The 20,381-nt window shown below is 40.7% G+C and carries 15 protein-coding genes; 3 read left to right on the top strand and 12 right to left on the bottom strand.

Annotated features, from left to right (window positions below; all coding sequences use genetic code 11):
- Positions 1–68: 68 nt before the first annotated feature.
- Complete coding sequence (locus SK086_RS08730) at positions 69–335, top strand: hypothetical protein (protein WP_290875205.1); 267 nt, start codon at positions 69–71, stop codon at positions 333–335.
- Between the two features lie 14 nt (positions 336–349).
- Here SK086_RS08730 and SK086_RS08725 read toward each other — a convergent pair whose 3' ends face one another.
- The 12 genes from SK086_RS08725 to SK086_RS08670 all read right to left on the bottom strand — a co-directional run bounded on the left by SK086_RS08725 (position 350) and on the right by SK086_RS08670 (position 18,773).
- On the bottom strand, positions 350–1,606 hold the full coding sequence (locus SK086_RS08725; protein WP_324690999.1) for a nucleoside permease: 1,257 nt from the start codon (positions 1,604–1,606) through the stop codon (positions 350–352).
- 70 nt (positions 1,607–1,676) lie between these two features.
- Complete coding sequence (gene cmk, locus SK086_RS08720; protein WP_324690998.1) at positions 1,677–2,372, bottom strand: (d)CMP kinase; 696 nt, start codon at positions 2,370–2,372, stop codon at positions 1,677–1,679.
- A 35-nt stretch (positions 2,373–2,407) separates the two neighbouring features.
- Positions 2,408–3,439 carry a type IX secretion system protein PorQ gene (gene porQ, locus SK086_RS08715; protein WP_324690997.1) on the bottom strand — a complete coding sequence of 344 codons (1,032 nt, stop codon included), beginning with the start codon at positions 3,437–3,439 and terminating at the stop codon, positions 2,408–2,410.
- Positions 3,440–3,567: 128 nt separating this feature from the next.
- Positions 3,568–6,018 (bottom strand): endopeptidase La, encoded by a 2,451-nt coding sequence (lon, locus tag SK086_RS08710; RefSeq protein WP_324690996.1) that lies wholly within the window; start codon positions 6,016–6,018, stop codon positions 3,568–3,570.
- Between the two features lie 220 nt (positions 6,019–6,238).
- Positions 6,239–7,015, bottom strand: a complete 777-nt coding sequence (locus SK086_RS08705; RefSeq protein WP_324690994.1) for a hypothetical protein — start codon at positions 7,013–7,015, stop codon at positions 6,239–6,241.
- A gap of 15 nt (positions 7,016–7,030) precedes the next feature.
- On the bottom strand, positions 7,031–8,161 hold the full coding sequence (locus tag SK086_RS08700) for a fibronectin type III domain-containing protein (protein WP_324690993.1): 1,131 nt from the start codon (positions 8,159–8,161) through the stop codon (positions 7,031–7,033).
- A gap of 35 nt (positions 8,162–8,196) precedes the next feature.
- Entirely contained in the window at positions 8,197–9,525 is a 1,329-nt protein-coding gene (locus SK086_RS08695; RefSeq protein ID WP_324690992.1) for an MFS transporter, read from the bottom strand.
- Between the two features lie 67 nt (positions 9,526–9,592).
- Positions 9,593–10,411 (bottom strand): M48 family metallopeptidase, encoded by an 819-nt coding sequence (locus tag SK086_RS08690; protein WP_324690990.1) that lies wholly within the window; start codon positions 10,409–10,411, stop codon positions 9,593–9,595.
- A gap of 38 nt (positions 10,412–10,449) precedes the next feature.
- Positions 10,450–12,846 carry a glycoside hydrolase family 31 protein gene (locus SK086_RS08685; RefSeq protein ID WP_324690988.1) on the bottom strand — a complete coding sequence of 799 codons (2,397 nt, stop codon included), beginning with the start codon at positions 12,844–12,846 and terminating at the stop codon, positions 10,450–10,452.
- Between the two features lie 180 nt (positions 12,847–13,026).
- Positions 13,027–14,931, bottom strand: coding sequence for a 1,4-alpha-glucan branching protein GlgB (gene glgB / locus SK086_RS08680; RefSeq protein ID WP_324690986.1), 1,905 nt, complete (start codon positions 14,929–14,931; stop codon positions 13,027–13,029).
- A 274-nt stretch (positions 14,932–15,205) separates the two neighbouring features.
- Positions 15,206–16,828, bottom strand: coding sequence for a trehalose synthase (locus SK086_RS08675; RefSeq protein ID WP_290875227.1), 1,623 nt, complete (start codon positions 16,826–16,828; stop codon positions 15,206–15,208).
- 4 nt (positions 16,829–16,832) lie between these two features.
- The gene (locus SK086_RS08670; protein WP_324690984.1) at positions 16,833–18,773 is read right to left on the bottom strand and encodes an alpha-1,4-glucan--maltose-1-phosphate maltosyltransferase; all 1,941 of its coding nucleotides are present in this window, start codon (positions 18,771–18,773) and stop codon (positions 16,833–16,835) included.
- A gap of 74 nt (positions 18,774–18,847) precedes the next feature.
- Between SK086_RS08670 and SK086_RS08665 the strand changes: the two genes are divergently transcribed.
- Both SK086_RS08665 and SK086_RS08660 read left to right on the top strand, forming a co-directional pair.
- Complete coding sequence (locus SK086_RS08665) at positions 18,848–19,711, top strand: alpha/beta fold hydrolase (protein WP_324690982.1); 864 nt, start codon at positions 18,848–18,850, stop codon at positions 19,709–19,711.
- Between the two features lie 3 nt (positions 19,712–19,714).
- Entirely contained in the window at positions 19,715–20,356 is a 642-nt protein-coding gene (locus tag SK086_RS08660; protein WP_324690981.1) for an endonuclease III domain-containing protein, read from the top strand.
- The last annotated feature ends 25 nt before the right edge of the window (positions 20,357–20,381 follow it).

Here is a 20,381-nt window from a genome sequence, read left to right as displayed (position 1 = left end):
CTATGTTGCCAGAGTTTCTTGATGCGAAAACAAACACAGCAGTGTTAGATTTTAATTGGTAAACCCTAATGGAAACTCTACTCCGCCAAAAGGTGTGCAAAATTAAACATAATTTCTTAATTACAAAACAATTACACCGGAAAAAACTATTGTTAGTTGGTTGTTTTTCAGAAGCGAATGGTTCGGGCATTTTCATCCCGAAGCTTCGGGGCATTTTCCCGCTATCCACACCGCAAGGCGGTTTGCTCCTATCGGGGCTAGACGGGATTCGCATCGCATTCTTGGCTACAAAAAAACCTGACAAGTTTACAACTTATCAGGTTTTATTTTTATAGTAAGCACTTTTAAATTAATGACTCACATTGGCTACCGCATTCGGATCGTGTTTGTGTTTAAACATCACGGCAAACAATACTGCAATCACTAAAGAATAAGCCGCAAAAGCCAACCAGATGCTGTGCCAATCTCTGGCACCGTCGTGTGTAAAGAATTTATCTATCGCCCAGCCGGAAGTAAAGCTTCCCAAAACTGCTCCAAAGCCGTTGGTCATCATCATAAACAAACCTTGAGCCGAAGAACGAATTTTGGCATTGGTAGACGTTTCCACGAACAATGAACCTGAAATATTGAAGAAATCGAATGCCATTCCGTAAACGATACAAGACAAAATAATCATCCACAAACCATCGGTTGGATTTCCGTAAGCAAACAACCCAAAACGCAATACCCAAGCCAACATCGAAATCAACATTACTTGTTTGATACCAAATCGTTTTAAGAAAAACGGAATCGCCAAAATGAATAAGGTTTCCGAAACCTGAGAAATCGACATGATAATCGTAGAATATTCTACTACAAAAGAATCAACATATTTTGGAAAATGTTTAAATTCATCCAAAAAGACATCGCCATAGGCATTGGTCAATTGCAAAGCACCACCCAAAAACATAGAGAAGATAAAGAACAATGCCATCTTATAGGTACCAAACAACTTAAAGGCTTCCAACCCCAAAGATTCCATAAACGAAGCCTTTTCGCCTTTGGTGTGTTGCGGTTTACATTGCGGCAAAGTAAAAGCATACAATCCTAACAAAACAGCCGCAATTCCGGCTATGTAGAACTGAAAGGCAGTAGCCTTGTTTCCGGTCAAATTGGTCAACCACATGGCGGCAATAAAACCAATAGTTCCCCAAACGCGAATAGGCGGAAAATCTTTCACCACATCGCTGTCGGCACTGTTTTTCAAAGCCGTATAAGAAATGGAATTAGAAAGTGCAATGGTTGGCATATAGCAACACATCGCTACCAACATCACATATATAAAGTTTTCCGGTGTGGTAACTTGCGGAAGGTAAAACAAAACCAAAGCATAAGCTATATGTAAAATCCCGTAAAGTCGTTCGGCATTCACCCAACGGTCGGCTATGATTCCGGTTAAAGTCGGCATAAACAAAGAGGCAATTCCCATCGTTCCGAATACCAATCCGAATTGGGTTCCGTCCCATTGTTTCGTGCCAAACCAAAAGTTGGCAATGGTAATAAGCCAAGCACCCCAGACAAAGAACTGAAAGAAGTTCATGGCAATTAATCTGTTTTTTATACTCATAAATAATAGTTTTTGGTTTTAGTAAATAACAACCCGTAAATCTACTATTTATATTGAGAAAAAAAAATATTTACAACGATTTCGAGACTTGGTCCACCAAGGCTAAGACAGCGTCAAATTGTTCCTCTCGGGTAAGTGCGGAATTGTCAATCTCGATAGCGCCATCGGCCATAACCAAAGGAGAATCTTCGCGGTGGGTATCAATATGGTCTCGTTCTACAACGTTTTTCAGCACGGCTTCAAAAGAAACCTCTTGGCCTTTGGCTTGTAATTCGTCATAACGGCGACGGGCACGGGTTTCCGGACTGGCCGTCATAAACACCTTAAGTTCGGCATCGGGGAACACCACTGTTCCTATGTCGCGGCCGTCCATTACTATGCCTTTGTCTTTACCCATTTCTTGTTGTTGCTCAACCAATTTGGCTCTGACTTCCGAAACCTCAGCAATCTTGCTCACATAACCGGAAACTTCTATGGTACGAATTGCCGCTTCGACATTCTCACCATTCAAATACATTTCGGCAAAACCCAAATCGGGATTAAACTCGAAATGCAATTTGATAAACGGCAAACTATTGATTAAGGTTTGTTTGTCAAAAAAATCGGGACCAACACAACCGTTCTGCATGGCAAAATAAGTCACCGCACGGTACATCGCGCCGGAATCTACATAAACATATCCTAAATGTTTGGCCAATTGCTTGGCTAAAGTGCTTTTGCCGGTGGAAGAAAATCCGTCGATGGCTATGGTAATTTTTTTGCTCACAATATTATTTTTTTGCTGTTCGCGAACCTCAGTTTTTAATATCGGTTCCCCGAAAAATCTATCGTCAATCCAAACAAACTAGTATTGGCCGCTAAAGTATATCTCGAATACGAATAATTAAATTTCAAGTTGTTGATTTTCAAGCCAAAACCCACCGACAATCCGGAGAAATTTCGCTGCTCTAAAATACGCAATTCTTCAGCTCTACGGAAATTATAGCCCAGGCGAATGTTAAAGCCTTTGTCGGGAAACAATTCGGCACCTACAATCACGTGGCGTAACGCATTGTTAAAAAATGATACTTTTTCAGGAGTCGAACCGCCGTCCAAATTCCCTTCTGCCCTATTCGGATTGGCAAAAGCCAACTGCCATTGCTGCATATTTTCCAGGGTTAAATGCCAACGAATCGGAACATTTTCCATGAGTTGTGACACTCCGATTAAGACTTCCAAAGGCAATTTTTCACGTGTCTCGGCGTAAGGCGTAATTTGAGTTCCGATGTTTCGAATGGCAATGGCCCAATTGACATCGTTTCGAGTGTCGATAAACAAAGCACCGATATCTATGGCGGCTCCAAACGAATTGTAACTTTCCAAAGACGAAGAAATCAGCTTGGCATTGGCACCAAGATACAAATCGGTAAACGGCACATTGTAAGCATAACCAAAACTAAGCGCGATTTCGCTACCGGTAAAACTGGCTGTTTGCTGGCCATTTTCGTCGTATCCGTCAAACTTGCCATAATTCACATAATTGACACCACCGAAAAAAGTTTGCACATGACGATCGTAAGTATAGGCATAAGAAGCCGTTCCGTAAGTCACTTCGCCAAAATAACTACCATAGTTGAGCGACAATTTGTTGTCCATTTCGGCATTAATACAAGCCGGATTGAAATGCCCTTGGTTGACATCTTGGTCGTAAAAAGTAATCACTTTTCCGCCAAGAGCTGCTTGCCTGGGCGAAGTAACCAGGTTTAGAAATTGGTATACCGATTGACCGCCAACTTGTCCGAAACCGACCAAACCGACGAGGCAAAAGGCAATACAAATTGTGTTTCTAAACATTCAAATTAACTTAAGGCAATTACTATAACGGAGATGCGAAGATATTATTTTATCTCGGAGGAAAAAAGTTAATAAAAAAGGCATGAGCTTTGGTATCACTCATGCCTTCTAATTATTTATAAAATGACTTATAGTTTTTTGGCATTTTTGACCTTTTGTTGGGTCAAGGCAATGTCAATCACATCTTTCATTTCTTTAACGTAATGGAATGTCAATCCTTCTAAATATTCCGATTTGATTTCCTCAATATCGCTTTTGTTTTCGTGACAAAGGATAATCTCTTTGATGTTTGCTCTTTTGGCTGCTAAAATCTTCTCTTTGATTCCGCCCACCGGTAAGACTTTGCCACGCAGGGTGATTTCACCTGTCATGGCCAAATCTTTTTTGACTTTTCGTTGCGTGTACAAAGAAACTAACGACGTCAACATCGCAATTCCGGCGCTTGGTCCGTCTTTAGGAGTGGCACCTTCCGGTACGTGTAAATGGATATTGTATTTGCCGATAATTTCGTTGTCAAGACCAAAAAGTTCAGCATTTGCTTTGATATATTCGAGGGCAATCGTGGCTGATTCCTTCATGACCGTTCCAAGATTTCCTGTGAGCGTCAAGGCGCCTTTACCCGGAGAAATCAAAGATTCAATAAATAATATATCACCGCCAACTGAAGTCCATGCCAAACCGGTTACTACACCGGCCACATCATTATTTTCCGATTTGTCGCGGGTTAACTTTGGTGCGCCTAAAATGGCTACTACATCTTCATCGGTTACTTTTTTATTGTAATCTTCTTCCATAGCAACCGATTTGGCCGCATTTCGGATGACTTGAGCAATTTTGGCTTCCAAGCTACGAACGCCGGATTCACGGGTGTAACCTTCCACAATTTTTTCCAATTGCTTTTTGCCGATGGATAAATCTTTGTTGGTTAATCCGTGTTCTTTTAATTGTTTCGGCAATAAGTGTTGGCGTGCAATTTCAATTTTCTCTTCAATGGTATAACCCGTCATTTTAATCACTTCCATACGGTCTTTCAAAGCCGGTTGTATCGTAGCCATATTGTTAGAAGTGGCGATGAACATCACTTTCGACAAGTCGTAACCCATTTCCAAAAAGTTATCGTAGAACTCTTTGTTTTGTTCCGGATCCAACACTTCCAATAAAGCCGATGACGGATCGCCTTGGTGACTGCTCGACAATTTATCGATTTCATCCAACACAAATACCGGATTGGACGTACCGGCTTTTTTCAAGCTTTGGATAATTCTGCCCGGCATGGCACCGATATAGGTTTTACGGTGACCGCGAATTTCTGCTTCGTCGCGCAAACCGCCTAACGAAATACGCACGTATTCTCTACCTAGAGCTTCTGCTATCGATTTACCAATGGAGGTTTTACCCACGCCCGGAGGTCCGGTTAAACAAATGATAGGCGATTTCATATCGTTGCGCAATTTGAGTACGGCCAAATGTTCGATGATGCGTTTTTTGACATCTTCCAAACCAAAATGGTCGCGGTCTAATATTTTTTGAGCCCGTTTTAAGTCGAAATTGTCCTGAGAATACTCGTTCCAAGGCAATTCTAAAAACAACTCTAAGTAGTTTCTTTGAATACCAAAATCGGGTGCTTGGGGATTCATGCGTTGCAACTTCGAGACTTCTTTCTCGAAATGCTTGCCAGTCTTTTCGTCCCATTTTTTAGTCTTGGCCTTCTGACGCATTTCTTCGATTTCCTGTTCATAGGAAACGCCACCCAATTCTTCCTGAATGGTTTTCATTTGTTGGTGGAGGAAATATTCGCGTTGTTGTTGGTCGAGGTCGAATCGAACTTTCGATTGAATATCGTTTTTCAATTCTAACTTTTGCAACTCTACGTTCATATAACGCAAAGTTTCCATTGCACGATCTTTCAAGACATTAATCGTTAACAAATCTTGTTTCTCCTTCACTGTTAAGTTCATATTAGAAGAAACAAAATTGATTAGGAACGATTGGCTTTCGATGTTTTTGATGGCGAAAGTTGCTTCGGTTGGAATGTTCGGGCTTTCCTTTATAATTTCGATGGCTAATTCTCGGATTGAATCTACTATCGCTTGGAATTCAGTATCATTTTTTTTGGGACGCTTTTCTTCGACTTCTTTAATAACAGCTTTCAAGTAAGGCGTTTCGGCCGTTACGGTATCGATTTCAAAGCGCTTTTTGCCTTGCAGAATAACCGTTACATTACCGTCAGGCATTTTTAAAACGCGTAGAATTTGCGCTACTGTTCCGATGGTATGAATGTCGTTTTTGGTTGGATCTTCAACCTCTTCATTCTTTTGGGCGACTACACCGATGATTTTGTTTCCGGCATTGGCGTCGTTGATGAGTTTAATCGATTTATCTCTTCCTGCCGTGATCGGAATTACGACACCCGGAAATAAAACGGTATTGCGCAAGGGTAAAATAGGCAGTGAGTTGGGTAATTCTTCCTTGTTCATTTCCTCTTCGTCTTCCGGTGTTAGTAACGGAATCAAATCGGTTTCGGCATCGAACTCCTGCAATGACAGATTGTCTAGTGTTAAAATATTGTGGTTTCGCATGTGGCGTTTAATTTAGTCAAATTGACATTAAAAAAATAATGATACACAAAGGTAAAACATCTTTAAGTAGCTGAAAATTAATCGTCATGGATTAACATATCATTAATACCAAAAACGATTGGTTTATGGGAAAGATACTCTACTGCTGTGACAAGTCAATGACTATGCCACAAAAAAAATCCGCCAAATTGACGGACTTTATAATTTATCTTGGTAATAATTAATTCAAAATAAACGACATCAACTCATTAGTAGTTGTACTGCCTTGAGAAACGGTAACGGCTTTAATTGGTCCGACATCTTTAGCAAACCAATAATCCGAATCAGCAACGGTTGGCGTTGGTAATCCCGGAAAAGTAGTTGATTGGCTTATTCTCAATTTAATTACATTCGTATAACTGGCTCCGTTTACGGTTACCGTTGCGCCTTTTTCCACTATAGTACCGGTATAATTTGTAGTTTGTGTAATATCCGGAATTTGTGGATCGCTATAATTGGTTGTTTGCGTATAAACCCCATTCCAAGTTTGGCCTACAGCTAAGTAATCCTTCAAAATCACATATTCAAAACCTGTCATCGTTGCGGTTAAATTATTACCTAAATTCAGATTCAAATCTTCTATTTTGATGTAATAATCACCAGAATTCTTTTTCATTCTTGTTGTAGCGGAACCCATAGTTCCCATAGAACCTTGTCCGAATAAAGTATCGAATGTATAGTAAGTACTACCGCCAATGCTATTGATAGAAATTATTTTCATTGGTGGTTGTTGTACTCCATCCAACTTAAAAACCCATTGATTATTCAATGCAGCCGGCCAATAATCTCCGGTAGAAGTTCCTCCGCCTCCGTTATTACCTCCGCCATTGTTACCTCCTCCGTTGTTGTTGCCGTTATTTAATTCGATACTACTGTCTATCGGTTCATTATCACAAGAAGTAAAGGTAAAGGCAGTAAAAATTAAAAAAAGTCCAACTATTAGTTTTATAGTTTTCATGTATGATTATGGGTTTTATTGTTTGGTATAAATAAGAGATATGTCGCAGGTTAAATAGACCGGCGCTCCTGTGGTTACTTCTGTCCCTACAACAGCACCATCGTTTATGGTGTAAACTAAAGTGTTGCCTACAACGTTAAAACTGTCCGTCATAACATCACCTGTTTCGGGATCTGTATAAGTTAGCGATAGAATATTTCCTGAAAGTGTCCAAGTTCCTGACAAGTCAGGATCTGTAAAACAAGTTATTGTTTCAACCGTTTCTCCGGTGGCTGCATCAACTTGAATATCAATATCAGTTCCTTTAGAATCAGAAACAAAAGTATTGTTAGCATTTAGTGTTAAAAACATATCATTCATACAAGCTGTCTCATTCATCTGATTTACAGAAGCAGTTCCATCATTGTTTAAGTCTGTTGGAACGGAAGTATTAAAAGCAGTAAGTCTGTAAGTCCCGGCAACAGTTCCACCTGTATTGTTTACAGCTGCTACATTTATTGGTCCTACCCAACTACTGAATTCAGTAGCAGTACATTTGGCTCTGACATAAAAGTCATAACCGCCTGTAGTAGCTATATTGGTGATTTCTTTAGTTAAGGTCGTTGAGGCTACTGTAATTCCGTTACCAAGTGGAAATCCGGTTGTACCGTATTGTATCTCCCAAGATGTTTCAGTTCCTCCGGCTGCCCAAGCTACATTCACTGTTGTATTTTGAGTAGCATTTCTAGAAGCTGTTAAATTGGTTGGATTTCCACAATTCGGATTCACAACTGCCTGAACAGTTACCGGTCCAACCCATTGGCTGCTTTCATCTGCAGAACAGTTTGATTTTACGTAAAAACTATAACTGTTTCCTGAATTCAAACCTGCGATGGTAGCAGAATTTGTGGGAGAAACTATTGTTGTTCCTGTTCCTAATGCAAATCCTTGAACGCCGTATTCAATAGTCCAAGAAGTTTCATTTCCACCAGGTGACCATGTTAAGTTAACAATTGAATTATTGACAAAATCACTAGCCTGAAGAGACGATGGTTCATTACAAGTGTTTATATTAATGGCCGGATCAATCGGCTCATTTTCACAAGAAGTAAAGGTAAAAGCTGTTAGAATGAGGAATATCCCGATTAGATATTTTATGTTTTTCATTTTGTTTGTGTAATTTTTTTCCAAATATAATTGATTTATTTATTTCTCAAGGCATTTTTGGGAACTCTGAACAACAGAATTAAGCCAATGATGAAAAAAGCCCCCAAAAAGACGATGGCATTACGCATGCTACCTGTGATTTGGTCAATGATACCGTAAATTGACATCCCGATTACAATACCGACTTTTTCAGTCACATCGTAAAAACTAAAGAACGAAGTAGTGTCTTTGGTTTCGGGCAATAGTTTCGAATAAGTAGAGCGGGCCAGCGATTGGATGCCGCCCATAACCAAACCAACAAAACCGGCTGTAGTGTAAAATTCTACCGGTGTTTCCACAAAGTAAGCAAAGGCACAAAGCACGGCCCAAAAAGCATTCAGGAAAATTAAAACATTTAAATTTCCGTATACCGCAGAAGCACGTGACGTTAAAAAAGCACCCAAAACGGCCACCAATTGTATAACCAAAATACTAATGATTAACCCCATCGTTTTTTGACCCGGCGATTCCCAAGCAATTTCGGTAGCTCCAAAATAAGTGGCCACCAACATTACAGTTTGTACCGCCATAATAAAGACAAAATAGCTGTACAAATAACGCTTCAATGCTAAGTTTTCTTGTAACTGATGCCAAACCAACTTCAACTCGCGAAAACCTTTAAAGATAAAATCCTTGCTCAATTTTGCATTATTACGCGTTCCTTTAGGCAAATAATAATAAGTAATATGGCTAAAGCCAATCCACCAAACACCTACCGTTAAGAAAGAAATACGCATGGCCATCATACTGGCTTCTTCGTCACTACCGCCAATACCAAACGTATGCGGAAACATGACCATAGCCAAATTGAAAATAAGCAATAAGGTACTTCCTATATAACCCATAGAAAATCCGCGCGCACTTACTTTATCTTGTTGTTCCGGATAGGCAATATCAGGCAAGTAAGAATTGTAAAACACCAAACTCGACCAAAAACCAATCAATCCGAAAAAATAAAAAGTGTAGCTCAAAAACAGCTTATCCAAATCGAACCAAAACAATCCGATACAAGACAAAGCGCCTAAATAACAAAAAAAGCGCAAAAAAGCTTTCTTATTTCCAATATAATCAGCTATACCGGACAAAAAAGGTGAAAAGAGCGCCACAACCAAAAAGGCGAAAGCCGTAACAAAACTAATCATCGCGGTATCTTTACATTGCCAACCTAAAAAGTTAACATAATTTTTACCGCTTTGTTTGAAAATCATTTCGTAAAAAATCGGAAAAACCGCCGAAGCGATTACCAAACTGTAAACGGAATTGGCCCAATCGTAAAATGCCCAAGCATTTAATAATTTCGGATGCCCTTTGGGAAGTGTTGCCATACGCTTGTTTTTAAATAAAAAATCCTGTCTCGACTATGAGACAGGATTCAAATATAAACTAATTTTATTATTTAAAGGTTACCCCGAATTTGGCAGCTTCCGCTTTAGCCTTCGGAATCATCTTTTTCAAATTGGCAATTCTGGTTGCATCCGAAGGGTGAGTGCTTAACAACTCAGCAGGTGCTGCACCGCCCGACTTGGCCGACATTCTTTCCCAAAAAGCAATGGATGTTTCCGGATTGTAACCGGCTATAGCCATTAAAATTAACCCAATTTCATCTGCTTCAGTTTCATGGCTTCTGCTAAAAGGCAGCATACCGCCTACTGTGGTTCCGATACCGTAAGCTTGCATCACTAAGGCTTGAGTTTCGGCACTTTTCCCGCCTACAGCTGCTTGCGCTACTCCGGCTCCAACTTGTTGGGCTAATCCGGCACTCATGCGTTGCTGACCGTGATTGGCCAAAGCGTGAGCTACTTCGTGTCCCATAACGGTTGCCATACCGGCTTCGTCTTTACAAATAGGTAAAATTCCGGAATAGAATACAATTTTTCCTCCGGGCATACACCAAGCATTGACTTCTTTATTGTCAACCAATTTGTACTCCCATGCATAACCTTGCAATTGTCCTTGCGTTCCTCTGGATTGTAGTAATTTTTCGGCCGCAGCTCTGATTTTCATTCCAACGGTTTCAACGCGTTTGGCATCAGCTGTACCGGCAATGACTTTATTCGTCTTTAAAAATTCGCCGTACTGACTAAAAGAAGACGCGAAAATTTCCGAATTCGACACCAAGGCCAAAGTTTTCTTTCCCGTTACCGGATTAGTAGAACAGGCAATCGCTATCAATACCAACAGCGAAACACCCAAAAAAATTCCTTTTTTCATGTTTTATATTTTGGTTTCACAAAGGTAAGAAAACTGGCTTAACCTATGAGATGCAACTCGGTAAAATCTTTGTCGATAACTAGGGAATTGTCTCCGTTAAGATGCAATTTGTCTAATGCAATTTTTTCGTTGTCTACTTCTACTTTCTTGACTTTAAACGGCAAACCTTTTAAGTTGATTTTGAATTTGGTGTATGTCGTTTCAAAAGTACCTTCTTGGTGTTGCTGAATGATGAGCTCTTTTTCTTTCCCATTCAAGTTGAAAGTTCGCAAGGAGAAACGACCTTTATTGTAATCATAACCGTCTTGCGCATCTTCGTAAACTGTCGATTTTTCTTTACCTAGTTTATAATAAACATCCAAAATCAGTTCTTCAATTTGCTTTTCTCCAACGTATTGTTGTACCGGATATTTCGGAATAATAGCGCCTTCTTTGATGAAAATCGGAATCTCATCAAATTGGGTATTCACCCACAACTCCTTTTTCCCCTCAATCACTTCATTCGTCCAGAAGTTATACCAATTGCCCTTAGGCAAATACATACGGCGACCCAAAGCATTAGGCTCTAAAATAGGACAGACCAAAATTTGATTTCCGAAAATGAATTCATCAGTTCTGTAATGTGTATGGAAATCGTCTTGATCAAAATACACCAACGGTTTTAACATCGGTACACCTTCGTTAACGTACTGCCAAAACATGGTATACAAATATGGTAACAACTGATAACGCAATTCCACAAATTTCCTTGTGATATCGATGACTTCTTCCCCAAAAGACCAAGGTTCTTGCTCGCCGTGATCACCCGATGAATGCGTTCTGCAAAACGGATGAAACACACCTAACTGAATCCATCGCGCGTACAATTCGCCCGAAGGTTGCTCGGCAAAACCACCGATATCCGAACCGGTAAAGCCCATACCCGACATCGACATGCGTTGCATTTGGATATTGGCTATCCACAAATGCTCCCAACTCGCCACATTATCACCGGTCCATGACGAAGTATAACGTTGTGCACCGGAATAAGCGGAACGGGTTATAATAAAAGGTCTTTTAGGATAGGCAAATCGCTTCACACCTTCGTAAGTAGCGCGTGCCATTTGGGTACCATAAATATTATGCGCTTTGCGGTGACTGCACGGATTACCATCGTAATCATGGCGAACGTCGTTCGGGAAGGTTTTTCCGGGAACATCCATGACAGCAGGTTCGTTCATATCATTCCAAACCCCTTTCACGCCGATTTCCGAAATCAATTCTTTAAACAAGCCTGCCCACCATTCGCGAACTTCCGGGTTGGTATAATCGGGAAAATTACATTCGCCAGGCCACACTTTGCCCTTCATGAACGGACCATCGGCTCGTTTACAGAAATAATCGTTTTTCAACGCTTCCTGATATACCCAATAGTCTTTGTCGATTTTGATTCCGGGATCAATAATAACTACCGTTTTAAAACCGTCTTTAGCCAATTCGGCTACCATGCGTTTCGGCTCCGGAAAATACTCTTTGCTCCATGTAAAGCAACGGAAACCTTCCATATAATCGATATCCAAATAAATGGCATCACAAGGAATGCGCAATTCTCTAAACTTTCCGGTAATTTCTTTCACCTTGCTCTCCGGATAATAACTCCATTTGCATTGGTGGTAACCCAAAGTCCACATAGGCGGCAACTCGGGTTTTCCGGTTAAGTGCGTGTAATTCACAACCACATCACTCATTTTCGGACCGTAGAAAAAGTAGTAGTTCATTTCGCCGCCTTCAGCCCAATAGCTGGTTACATTACGGCGTTCGTGACAAAAATCGAAGAAGGTTCTAAAAGTATTATCGAAAAAGATACCGTACGCTTTGTGATGGTGTAAACCTATATAAAAAGGCACTACTTTGTACAATGGTTCTTGGTCTTTGTGGAAAGCGTATTGGTCGGTAGCCCAATTTTCCACACGTTTGCCTTTCAAGTTTAAATGCGTTGGCTTGTCACCTAATCCGTAGAAACTTTCACCGTCTTTGGAGACTTTACTCATCTTCACTATGTTGCCACCGTGTTCGTAGCATTCTTCCCAATGAAAACCGAGTTCGTCTTCTAAAATTGGGAACCCGTCAATGTCGTAAATCGAAATTTTAAGGTCTTTTTTTTGTACCCTACAAAAAACTTTGCTGGTTTTGATTTGGTAAAACTCCGACTCTTCGGTAACCTCTAATTGGTTGTAGCCATGCGATTGGGTTTTATCGATAGCATATGAAAAGTCATTACTGAAATACCCTTTGGTGGTATATCGAAAACGAATTAAGCTATCGCGAAGTATGGTGATTTTTAAAATAACGTTGTTGTCGGTATGGAAATAAATACTGTCAACATCTTGCTCAAAAGAAACAATTTGCGACGGAAATTGATCGCCTTTGTATTCCAGTTCTGTATTGGTAATCATAGTGATTTATTAGAGTCGAGTGCCAAATTTACAAAGATGATACTCAAAATTTTACAACAGTTTCAAGTAGTTTTTAACTACAACGTTTGCGGATAATAATAAAAAAGAAGAACCACGAATTACTTGAATTTTCACCTTTTAATTTGTGACAATTCAAGTAATTCGTGGCTTAAAATAAGGCTAAGAAATTTTGTAAACCGTTACACCCAAAGGTGGCAAAGTCAACTCCGCCGAAAACTCACGGAAATTCCAAGCTTGTTTGTCGATTTTTATTGGTTTGACTGACATCACCCCGCTTCCGCCGTATTCGGTATTATCCGAATTGAAGACTTCAACTAACTTTCCTTTGGCCGGTAACCCGATACGATAATTTTCATGTACGACCGGCGTAAAGTTGGCCACTACGATTAAATCGTCTTTAGTATTCAACCCTTTTCGAATGTAGGCCAACACCGAGTTTTCGTTATCGGAATAATTAATCCATTCAAAACCATCGGCGTGGAATTGCTGCTCGTACAAAGCCGAATGATTTTTGTATAACGCATTCAAATCGGTGATACATTTTTTGATGCCTTGATGGTAGCCAAACTGTAACAAATGCCAATCCAAACTGTTTTCAAAATTCCACTCACCACTTTGCCCGAATTCGGCGCCCATAAACAAAAGCTTGGTTCCCGGATGCGTAAACATATAGCCGTACAACAAGCGTAAATTGGCAAAACGCTGCCATTCATCGCCGGTCATTCTGCCTAAAATGGAATGTTTTCCGTAAACCACTTCATCATGCGACAGCGGCAACATAAAATTTTCGGTAAACGCGTAGGTCATGGAAAACGTAATGTCGTTTTGGTGGTAACGTCGGTAAATCGGTTCTTTTTTGAAATACTGCAAGGTGTCGTGCATCCAACCCATCATCCATTTCATACCAAATCCGAGTCCGCCTATATACGTGGGACGAGAAACCATTGGGAAGCTCGTACTTTCCTCGGCTATGGTTTGCACATCCGGAAAAGCCGCATATACGGCTTCATTAAAATCTTTTAAGAAACTAATGGTATCTAAGTTTTCACGACCGCCGTAAATATTCGGTTCCCATTCGCCGTCTTTGCGGGAATAGTCTAAGTACAACATTGAAGCCACGGCATCTACGCGCAACCCATCGACATGGTATTGGTGCAACCAAAAAATAGCATTACTGATTAAGAACGAACGCACTTCATTGCGTCCGTAATTGAACACCAAACTCTTCCAATCAGGATGAAATCCTTTTCTTCTGTCGGGATGTTCGTATAAGTTGGAACCGTCAAAAAAACCCAGTCCGTGTGCGTCTTCCGGAAAGTGCGATGGCACCCAATCGAGAATAACTCCAACGCCGGCTTGGTGAAATTTATCTACCAACAACATAAAATCTTGCGGCTTGCCGAAACGGGAAGTGGGTGCAAAATAACCCACCAATTGGTAACCCCAAGACGGATCATACGGATATTCCATCACCGGCATAAACTCGACATGCGTGAAACCGGTTTCTTTGACGTAAGCCACTAATTCGTCGGCCATTTCTACATACGACAGGAATTTACCTTCGGCATTGCGACGCCATGAGCCTAAATGGACTTCATACACCGAAAACGGCTTATCTAAAGCATTTTTGTCTTTGCGGTTGTCCATCCATTTTTTGTCCTTCCATTTGTACTCTAAGTCCCAAATGACGGAAGCGGTTTGTGGCGGATGCTCACAAAACAAAGCAAACGGATCGGCTTTCTCGGTAATAACACCTTCGTTATTGGATTGGATTTTGTATTTGTAGCGTGTGCCTTTGTCGATGCCGGGAATAAATCCCTCCCAAATGCCCGAGCCGTCCCAACGCACATTGAGTTGGTGTTCGCCTTGGATCCAGTAATTAAAATCGCCTACGACCGAAACCGAACGCGCGGCCGGTGCCCAAACGGCAAAATACACGCCTTTCACACCATTGACTTCCGTTAGGTGTGCGCCCAGTTTTTCATATAATCGAAAATGCTTTCCGGCTTTGAACAAATCGATGTCGAAATCGGTAAAAAGCGAGTGTACTTGTACTTGGTTCATGTTGTTGTTATTATATTATTGACATTGAAATTGTCATTGCTATTGTTATTGATTTGAAGCGAATGGTCAGTGCTTCCTTGTTATCCTTTTTCCCGCTTTCTGTGCTACGCGGTAGCACTTCCAATCGGGGCTGGTTAGGTTTTGTCTTTTGTTTCAGTGGCCTTTCCACTCTAGCCCTGATTGGAGTGGAAATCCTTTTTGTGTCAGCAAAAAGATTGGAGCGGAAAGCGGGAATGACGCTTCCTGAAACCGCCAGAACGATTCGCTTCCCCTTTTAATAATTCATGATACTCTGTATGCCGCGCAACGGTATCACCGCCCAACGCGGACGGGAATTGAGTTCGTACCCGAGTTCGTACACCGCTTTTTCCAGCAGGCAATACTTGAGTAAAAACTCGATTTCGTGTGTATAGCCAATATTCAAATTACCCGATTGTGCTTTGTCGATATAGGTTTCCAAAAACGCACCTACGAAATAGTGGAACAAGATTTCGGCCGCTTGGAACAATTGGTCTTGGTCGTACGGATACTTGTCTTTGTTGTTGAAAATCGTAGCATAAATAGCGTAATGGAAGGAGCGGAACAACCCGGCCACATCTTTAAGCGGCGGTTGTTTCACTTTACGATCGCGGATGGTACTTTCGGGTTCGCCCTCGAAATCGAGCAGGTAAAAATCGTCCCCGTTCACCAAAATTTGCCCCAAGTGATAATCGCCGTGGATGCGAATGCGCTCGGATTTCATTTTGGTCCAATCGAAATCGACAAAGTGTTTGCGGACGATTTTTTTATTTTCCATAAACTGATGCGCCAGCTCGAGCGCTAGTCCGTCGAGTTTGTGCAAACTATTCTCGATGATGTTCAATCGGTTTTGGAACTGATACAACATTCGGTTTTTGAGCCACACGGTGTAATCGCCATTGTATGTGGTTGGTGTGAACGCTGTGTCGTGGATATCACCGCCCAATGCGATGTGCATTTCAGCGGTGCGCTTGGCCAAAGTTTGCAAACGCAGGAACAAACTCAATCCAACCCAATCAATAATTTCCGGTGGAATATCATTAATCCTCATGCGTTTGAACATCGGAATATCCGGGAGTTTATCGATCTTGATTTTTTTGTTTTTTAAGTTTGAAAAAACACCGTCGATTTCCTCAAGCATGAATTTCCAGGCATCGCCTTGATTCGGCACCAATTCCTGCATTAAACCTAAAGTAATGTTACCTTCGGGCAATGCCAAATTGATACTTCCGGTATAGGCCGGTGAACTTTTAAAATGCATGCGCTCTGTCAGGAAACGACTGATTTCGTAATCGGGATTGGTACTTACATAAATGCGACGGAAAATTTTGAGCACAAAAGCGTCATTGAAAATAATAGACGTATTGCTTTGTTCCAAGCCCATGAATTTGGACGACTTGTATTCTTTATCGTTAAACTGCGTGCCTTTGTGGAAAATCAACTTCAGCTCCGGATTTTCGGTGGCTTGGACGATGTTATCAAACAAAAGTTTGCGGAAATCTTCCTGGTGCAAAGCATCCACCAAATAGCCTTCGATAGGGCCAAATTTAGCCGGCGAGATGATGGTACTCGTATCCAATTCGTCCGACGTCATGAAGGCCAACGGCATAAAATAATGTTGGTAAAACGCTTCCTTGAAATTCACTTCGAGCAAAACCCCGTAATAGGTATTTTTCTTAGACGTGATTTTAAAATGATCTACGACTTCGATATACTTTAACGTACTGGCTTTACCGCCATACCAACGTTTGTTGATGATGTAATTCTCGAGTATATCAGAAGCAAAGACTTTGATAAACTCTTCGTCGGTGAAAGCATTTTTCCATTCCGATTTGAACTTAAACGGATTGGCGAAGGTGTCTTGGTTAGCGTTTTCCATAAGACTATTTGTAAATTTTAAACAAATGGAACGGCAAGGCCGGGTGCAATTCCACGAAATTCCATTCTTTATCCCAATGGTAGCTATTGCCGGTAATTAAATCGACCACTTTTACCGTTTGCCCGGCATGAATCCCCAACGAAGCCAACGGCAATTGTACCCAGGCTTGTTTAGCGTAATAAGGATCAAGGCTGCAAATCATTAGCGTTTCGTCATGTTTGGCATCGTCAAATTTGTAATAGGCTAAAATTTGGTCGTTGTCGGTAGCACAAAATTGGATGTTATTGGTTTGTTGCAACGACGGTTGTTCCTTGCGGATTTTATTGATTTTGGTGATGATGGCAATCAACTTGTTTTGAATGCTCCAGTCCCAGTGGTAAAATTCATATTTCTCGGAGTTGAAATATTCTTCTTTTCCCGGCATGGCTTCCGACACCATATACTCATAGACCGGTCCGTAAATCCCAACGCTGGAACTTAAGGTAGCCGCTAAGAAATATTTGTGCAAATAGATGCTCTCGTTACCGCTTTGGAGTGCGTATGGAAGAATATCCGGCGTGTTAGGCCAGAAATTAGGTCGGTAAAAATCGGCTTGCTCGGTTTTGGTTAATTCTTCTACATATTCGATTAATTCCGCTTTGGTGTTGCGCCAAGTGAAATAAGTATAGGATTGCGAGAAACCTTGTTTGGCCAACTCGTGCATGATTTTCGGACGTGTAAAGGCTTCGGCTAAGAAGAGTACATCAGGATGTTTCTTTTTGACTTCGGCTATAAGCCAACCCCAAAAATAAAACGGTTTGGTATGCGGATTGTCTACGCGGAACACGCGGATATCACATTCTTCAACCCAAAACAGTGCAACATCCAACAATTCTTTCCAAAGATTTTTCCAATCGCCGGTTTCAAAGTAAATCGGCATAATGTCTTGGTATTTCTTCGGCGGATTTTCGGCATATTGTACCGTTCCGTCCGGGCGCCATTTGAACCATTGTGGAAACTCTTTCACATACGGATGGTCCGGCGCAGCTTGAAGCGCATAATCCATAGCCACTTCAATCCCCAAACTTTTGGCTGTTTTGACTAAGGATTTGAAATCATCTATCGTTCCCAATTCGGGATGCGTGGCTTTGTGTCCGCCATATTGAGAACCTATGCCCCAAGGTGAACCCACATCGCCCGGTTCAGCAGTAGTCGCATTGTTTTTCCCTTTGCGATTGACTTCACCAATCGGATGAATCGGCGGAAAGTATAAGGTATCAAAACCCATCGCGGCTACTCTAGGCAATAACTTTTCACAATCTTTAAACGTCCCGTGCTTTCCTTTTTCAGGAGAAGACGAGCGCGGAAAAAATTCGTACCAAGTACTGAACAAGGCTTTGGGACGATCGACATACACTTGCAATTCGTGTGACTTGTTGGCTAAAGTTCTCGTGGGATAAGCTTCAAAAATATGGTGTAATTCTTTAGATAATGCGATTTGAATAGCCTTGTCGTATAGCTTCTCGTCTTGAAAAGCTTTGATTGCTTCGTTTAGGTATTTTTTTTCAGAAGCGGTTACTTCTTTTAGAATAGCTTCGCAATATTCAGCGCCTTCAAGCAATTCTGATTTGACATATTGATTGTCTTGTATTTTTCGCTCGGTACCGTGTTGCCAATTTAAGGCATAATCCACCCAAGCTTCGACGAAATACGAAAAGTGACCTTGTTTCTCTACAGTAAACTCAGCTTGCCATTCATCATTCCCTAATTCGGTCATGCGTACTTCCTGCCATTTTTTGGCCGACTCATGTTTGAACTTAACACAAGACGCTATTACATCATGTCCGTCGGCAAAAACATTGGCTTTTACCACAACCGATTGTCCAACAATTCTCTTGATATAAAAAGCACCGCCATCCAATTGAGGCGTAACATTTTCAATAATTATTCGGGTTTGATTTTGCATTTTGACGTATATTTATGATGTTGAAATTTAACAAAATTTAAGTTAAGTTTTTAAGCGTCCAAAAAATTATTGAAATGACAAAAAAGGCCCAAAAATCTACTCAATCATTGCAAATTCCGAAGTCAATTTTGTTTATAGCTAAAATATTAGAGAGAATTTCTCCAAAATTAACCACTCTTTTTGCAGCCCGACTTTTTACCACGCCAATCAAATACAAAATTCCGAAGCGCGAATGGCAGATGGAAGAACAAAGTCGGAAAACGAAGCTTTACATCCCTACCATACAAAAGAAAATTCAAGTGTATCACTATGGAGAAAGTGAGAAAAAAGTATTACTAGTTCACGGTTGGTCGGGACGCGGAACCCAATTGGTGAAAATTGCCGATGAGTTAGTAAAAATGGGTTACCAAACAGTAAGTTTTGACGCACCGGCTCATGGCAAATCGGAGGGCAAAACAACTATTATGACTGAGTTTATTGCTTCGATTTTAGAATTGGAAAAACAATTTGGCCCTTTTGAGTTTGCTGTAGGTCACTCCTTGGGCGGCATGTCTATTTTAAATGCCATAAAGCAAAACCTTCAAGTAAAAAAAGCAGTGATCATTGGTAGTGGTGATGTGATTCAAGACATTTTAGAAGACTTTGTTAAAAAATTAAAATTGTCCGTAACATACGCAACGTTGTTGAAAGCCCATTTCGAAAAAAAATTCGGAGAACCGATGGAACATTATTCTGCGCATTTTGCAGCCCAAGAGGTTAAAATTCCGGTATTGGTCATTCACGATCAAAACGATGCTGATGTTTCGGTCAAAGCGGCTCACCACATCCATAAACATTTGGAAAAAAGTGAACTCATGATTACAGAACATTTAGGGCATCGCAAAATTTTAGGAAGTGAAGCAGTAATCCATAACATTACCTCCTTTTTAAATTCTTAGAAGATGAATTTATTTGATTCGAATACTTGGGACGCAAAACTACAACCGGTCATTGATTTGTATCGAGGTAAAAAACACCCTTTGGAGTATGAAGACTTGTACCAATTAATAGTAATGGTTGTTCTATCGGCTCAAGACTCTGATGCTAATATCAACAAGATTGCACCGGCTTTATTCCAAAAGTATCCTGACTTTGAAAGCTTATCTACAGCAAGTTTTGAAACACTATTCCCTTTAGTAAATAAGGTAAGAAACTTTAACACCAAATCAAGTTGGTTACTCGAAATTGCTAAAACCTTAAAATCCGTCGATAACATCCCTACAACATTACCGGAACTGACTGCTTTAAAAGGAATAGGCAGAAAATCGGCCAATGTAATTATGCGGGAAATGAAAGTTCCTGCCGAAGGCATCGTAGTGGATTTACATGTGATTAGGGTTGCGCCAAGAATCGGTTTAGCTAATGAAAGTAAAGATGGAAATAAAGTTGAAAAACAATTAATGCAAATCCTTCCCAAAAGCATTTGGGGAGAAATTGGCATGGCTATATCCTTTTTAGGGAGAGAAACTTGTAGACCAACTAATCCGAAGTGTCGTAATTGTCCGATTCAAAATGATTGCCACTATCCGTTAAAAACAATTTAGAGATTATAACGTGTCCTCGTCTCGT

Source organism: Flavobacterium cheonhonense, assembly GCF_035671315.1.
In the GTDB taxonomy this organism is placed as follows: Bacteria; Bacteroidota; Bacteroidia; order Flavobacteriales; family Flavobacteriaceae; genus Flavobacterium; species Flavobacterium cheonhonense.
The sequence above is the reverse complement of the archived record's forward strand: the minus strand, read 5'-3'. Positions and strand labels throughout refer to the sequence as shown.

Bases quoted from the DNA above. Each gene is read 5' to 3' on its own strand.
- SK086_RS08730 (WP_290875205.1), top strand. From the start codon at position 69: ATGGAAACTCTACTCCGCCAAAAGGTGTGCAAAATTAAACATAATTTC.
- SK086_RS08725 (WP_324690999.1), bottom strand. From the start codon at position 1,606: ATGAGTATAAAAAACAGATTAATTGCCATGAACTTCTTTCAGTTCTTT.
- porQ (WP_324690997.1), bottom strand. From the start codon at position 3,439: ATGTTTAGAAACACAATTTGTATTGCCTTTTGCCTCGTCGGTTTGGTC.
- lon (WP_324690996.1), bottom strand. From the start codon at position 6,018: ATGCGAAACCACAATATTTTAACACTAGACAATCTGTCATTGCAGGAG.
- SK086_RS08705 (WP_324690994.1), bottom strand. From the start codon at position 7,015: ATGAAAACTATAAAACTAATAGTTGGACTTTTTTTAATTTTTACTGCC.
- SK086_RS08700 (WP_324690993.1), bottom strand. From the start codon at position 8,161: ATGAAAAACATAAAATATCTAATCGGGATATTCCTCATTCTAACAGCT.
- SK086_RS08695 (WP_324690992.1), bottom strand. From the start codon at position 9,525: ATGGCAACACTTCCCAAAGGGCATCCGAAATTATTAAATGCTTGGGCA.
- SK086_RS08690 (WP_324690990.1), bottom strand. From the start codon at position 10,411: ATGAAAAAAGGAATTTTTTTGGGTGTTTCGCTGTTGGTATTGATAGCG.
- SK086_RS08685 (WP_324690988.1), bottom strand. From the start codon at position 12,846: ATGATTACCAATACAGAACTGGAATACAAAGGCGATCAATTTCCGTCG.
- glgB (WP_324690986.1), bottom strand. From the start codon at position 14,931: ATGAACCAAGTACAAGTACACTCGCTTTTTACCGATTTCGACATCGAT.
- SK086_RS08675 (WP_290875227.1), bottom strand. From the start codon at position 16,828: ATGGAAAACGCTAACCAAGACACCTTCGCCAATCCGTTTAAGTTCAAA.
- SK086_RS08670 (WP_324690984.1), bottom strand. From the start codon at position 18,773: ATGCAAAATCAAACCCGAATAATTATTGAAAATGTTACGCCTCAATTG.
- SK086_RS08665 (WP_324690982.1), top strand. From the start codon at position 18,848: ATGACAAAAAAGGCCCAAAAATCTACTCAATCATTGCAAATTCCGAAG.
- SK086_RS08660 (WP_324690981.1), top strand. From the start codon at position 19,715: ATGAATTTATTTGATTCGAATACTTGGGACGCAAAACTACAACCGGTC.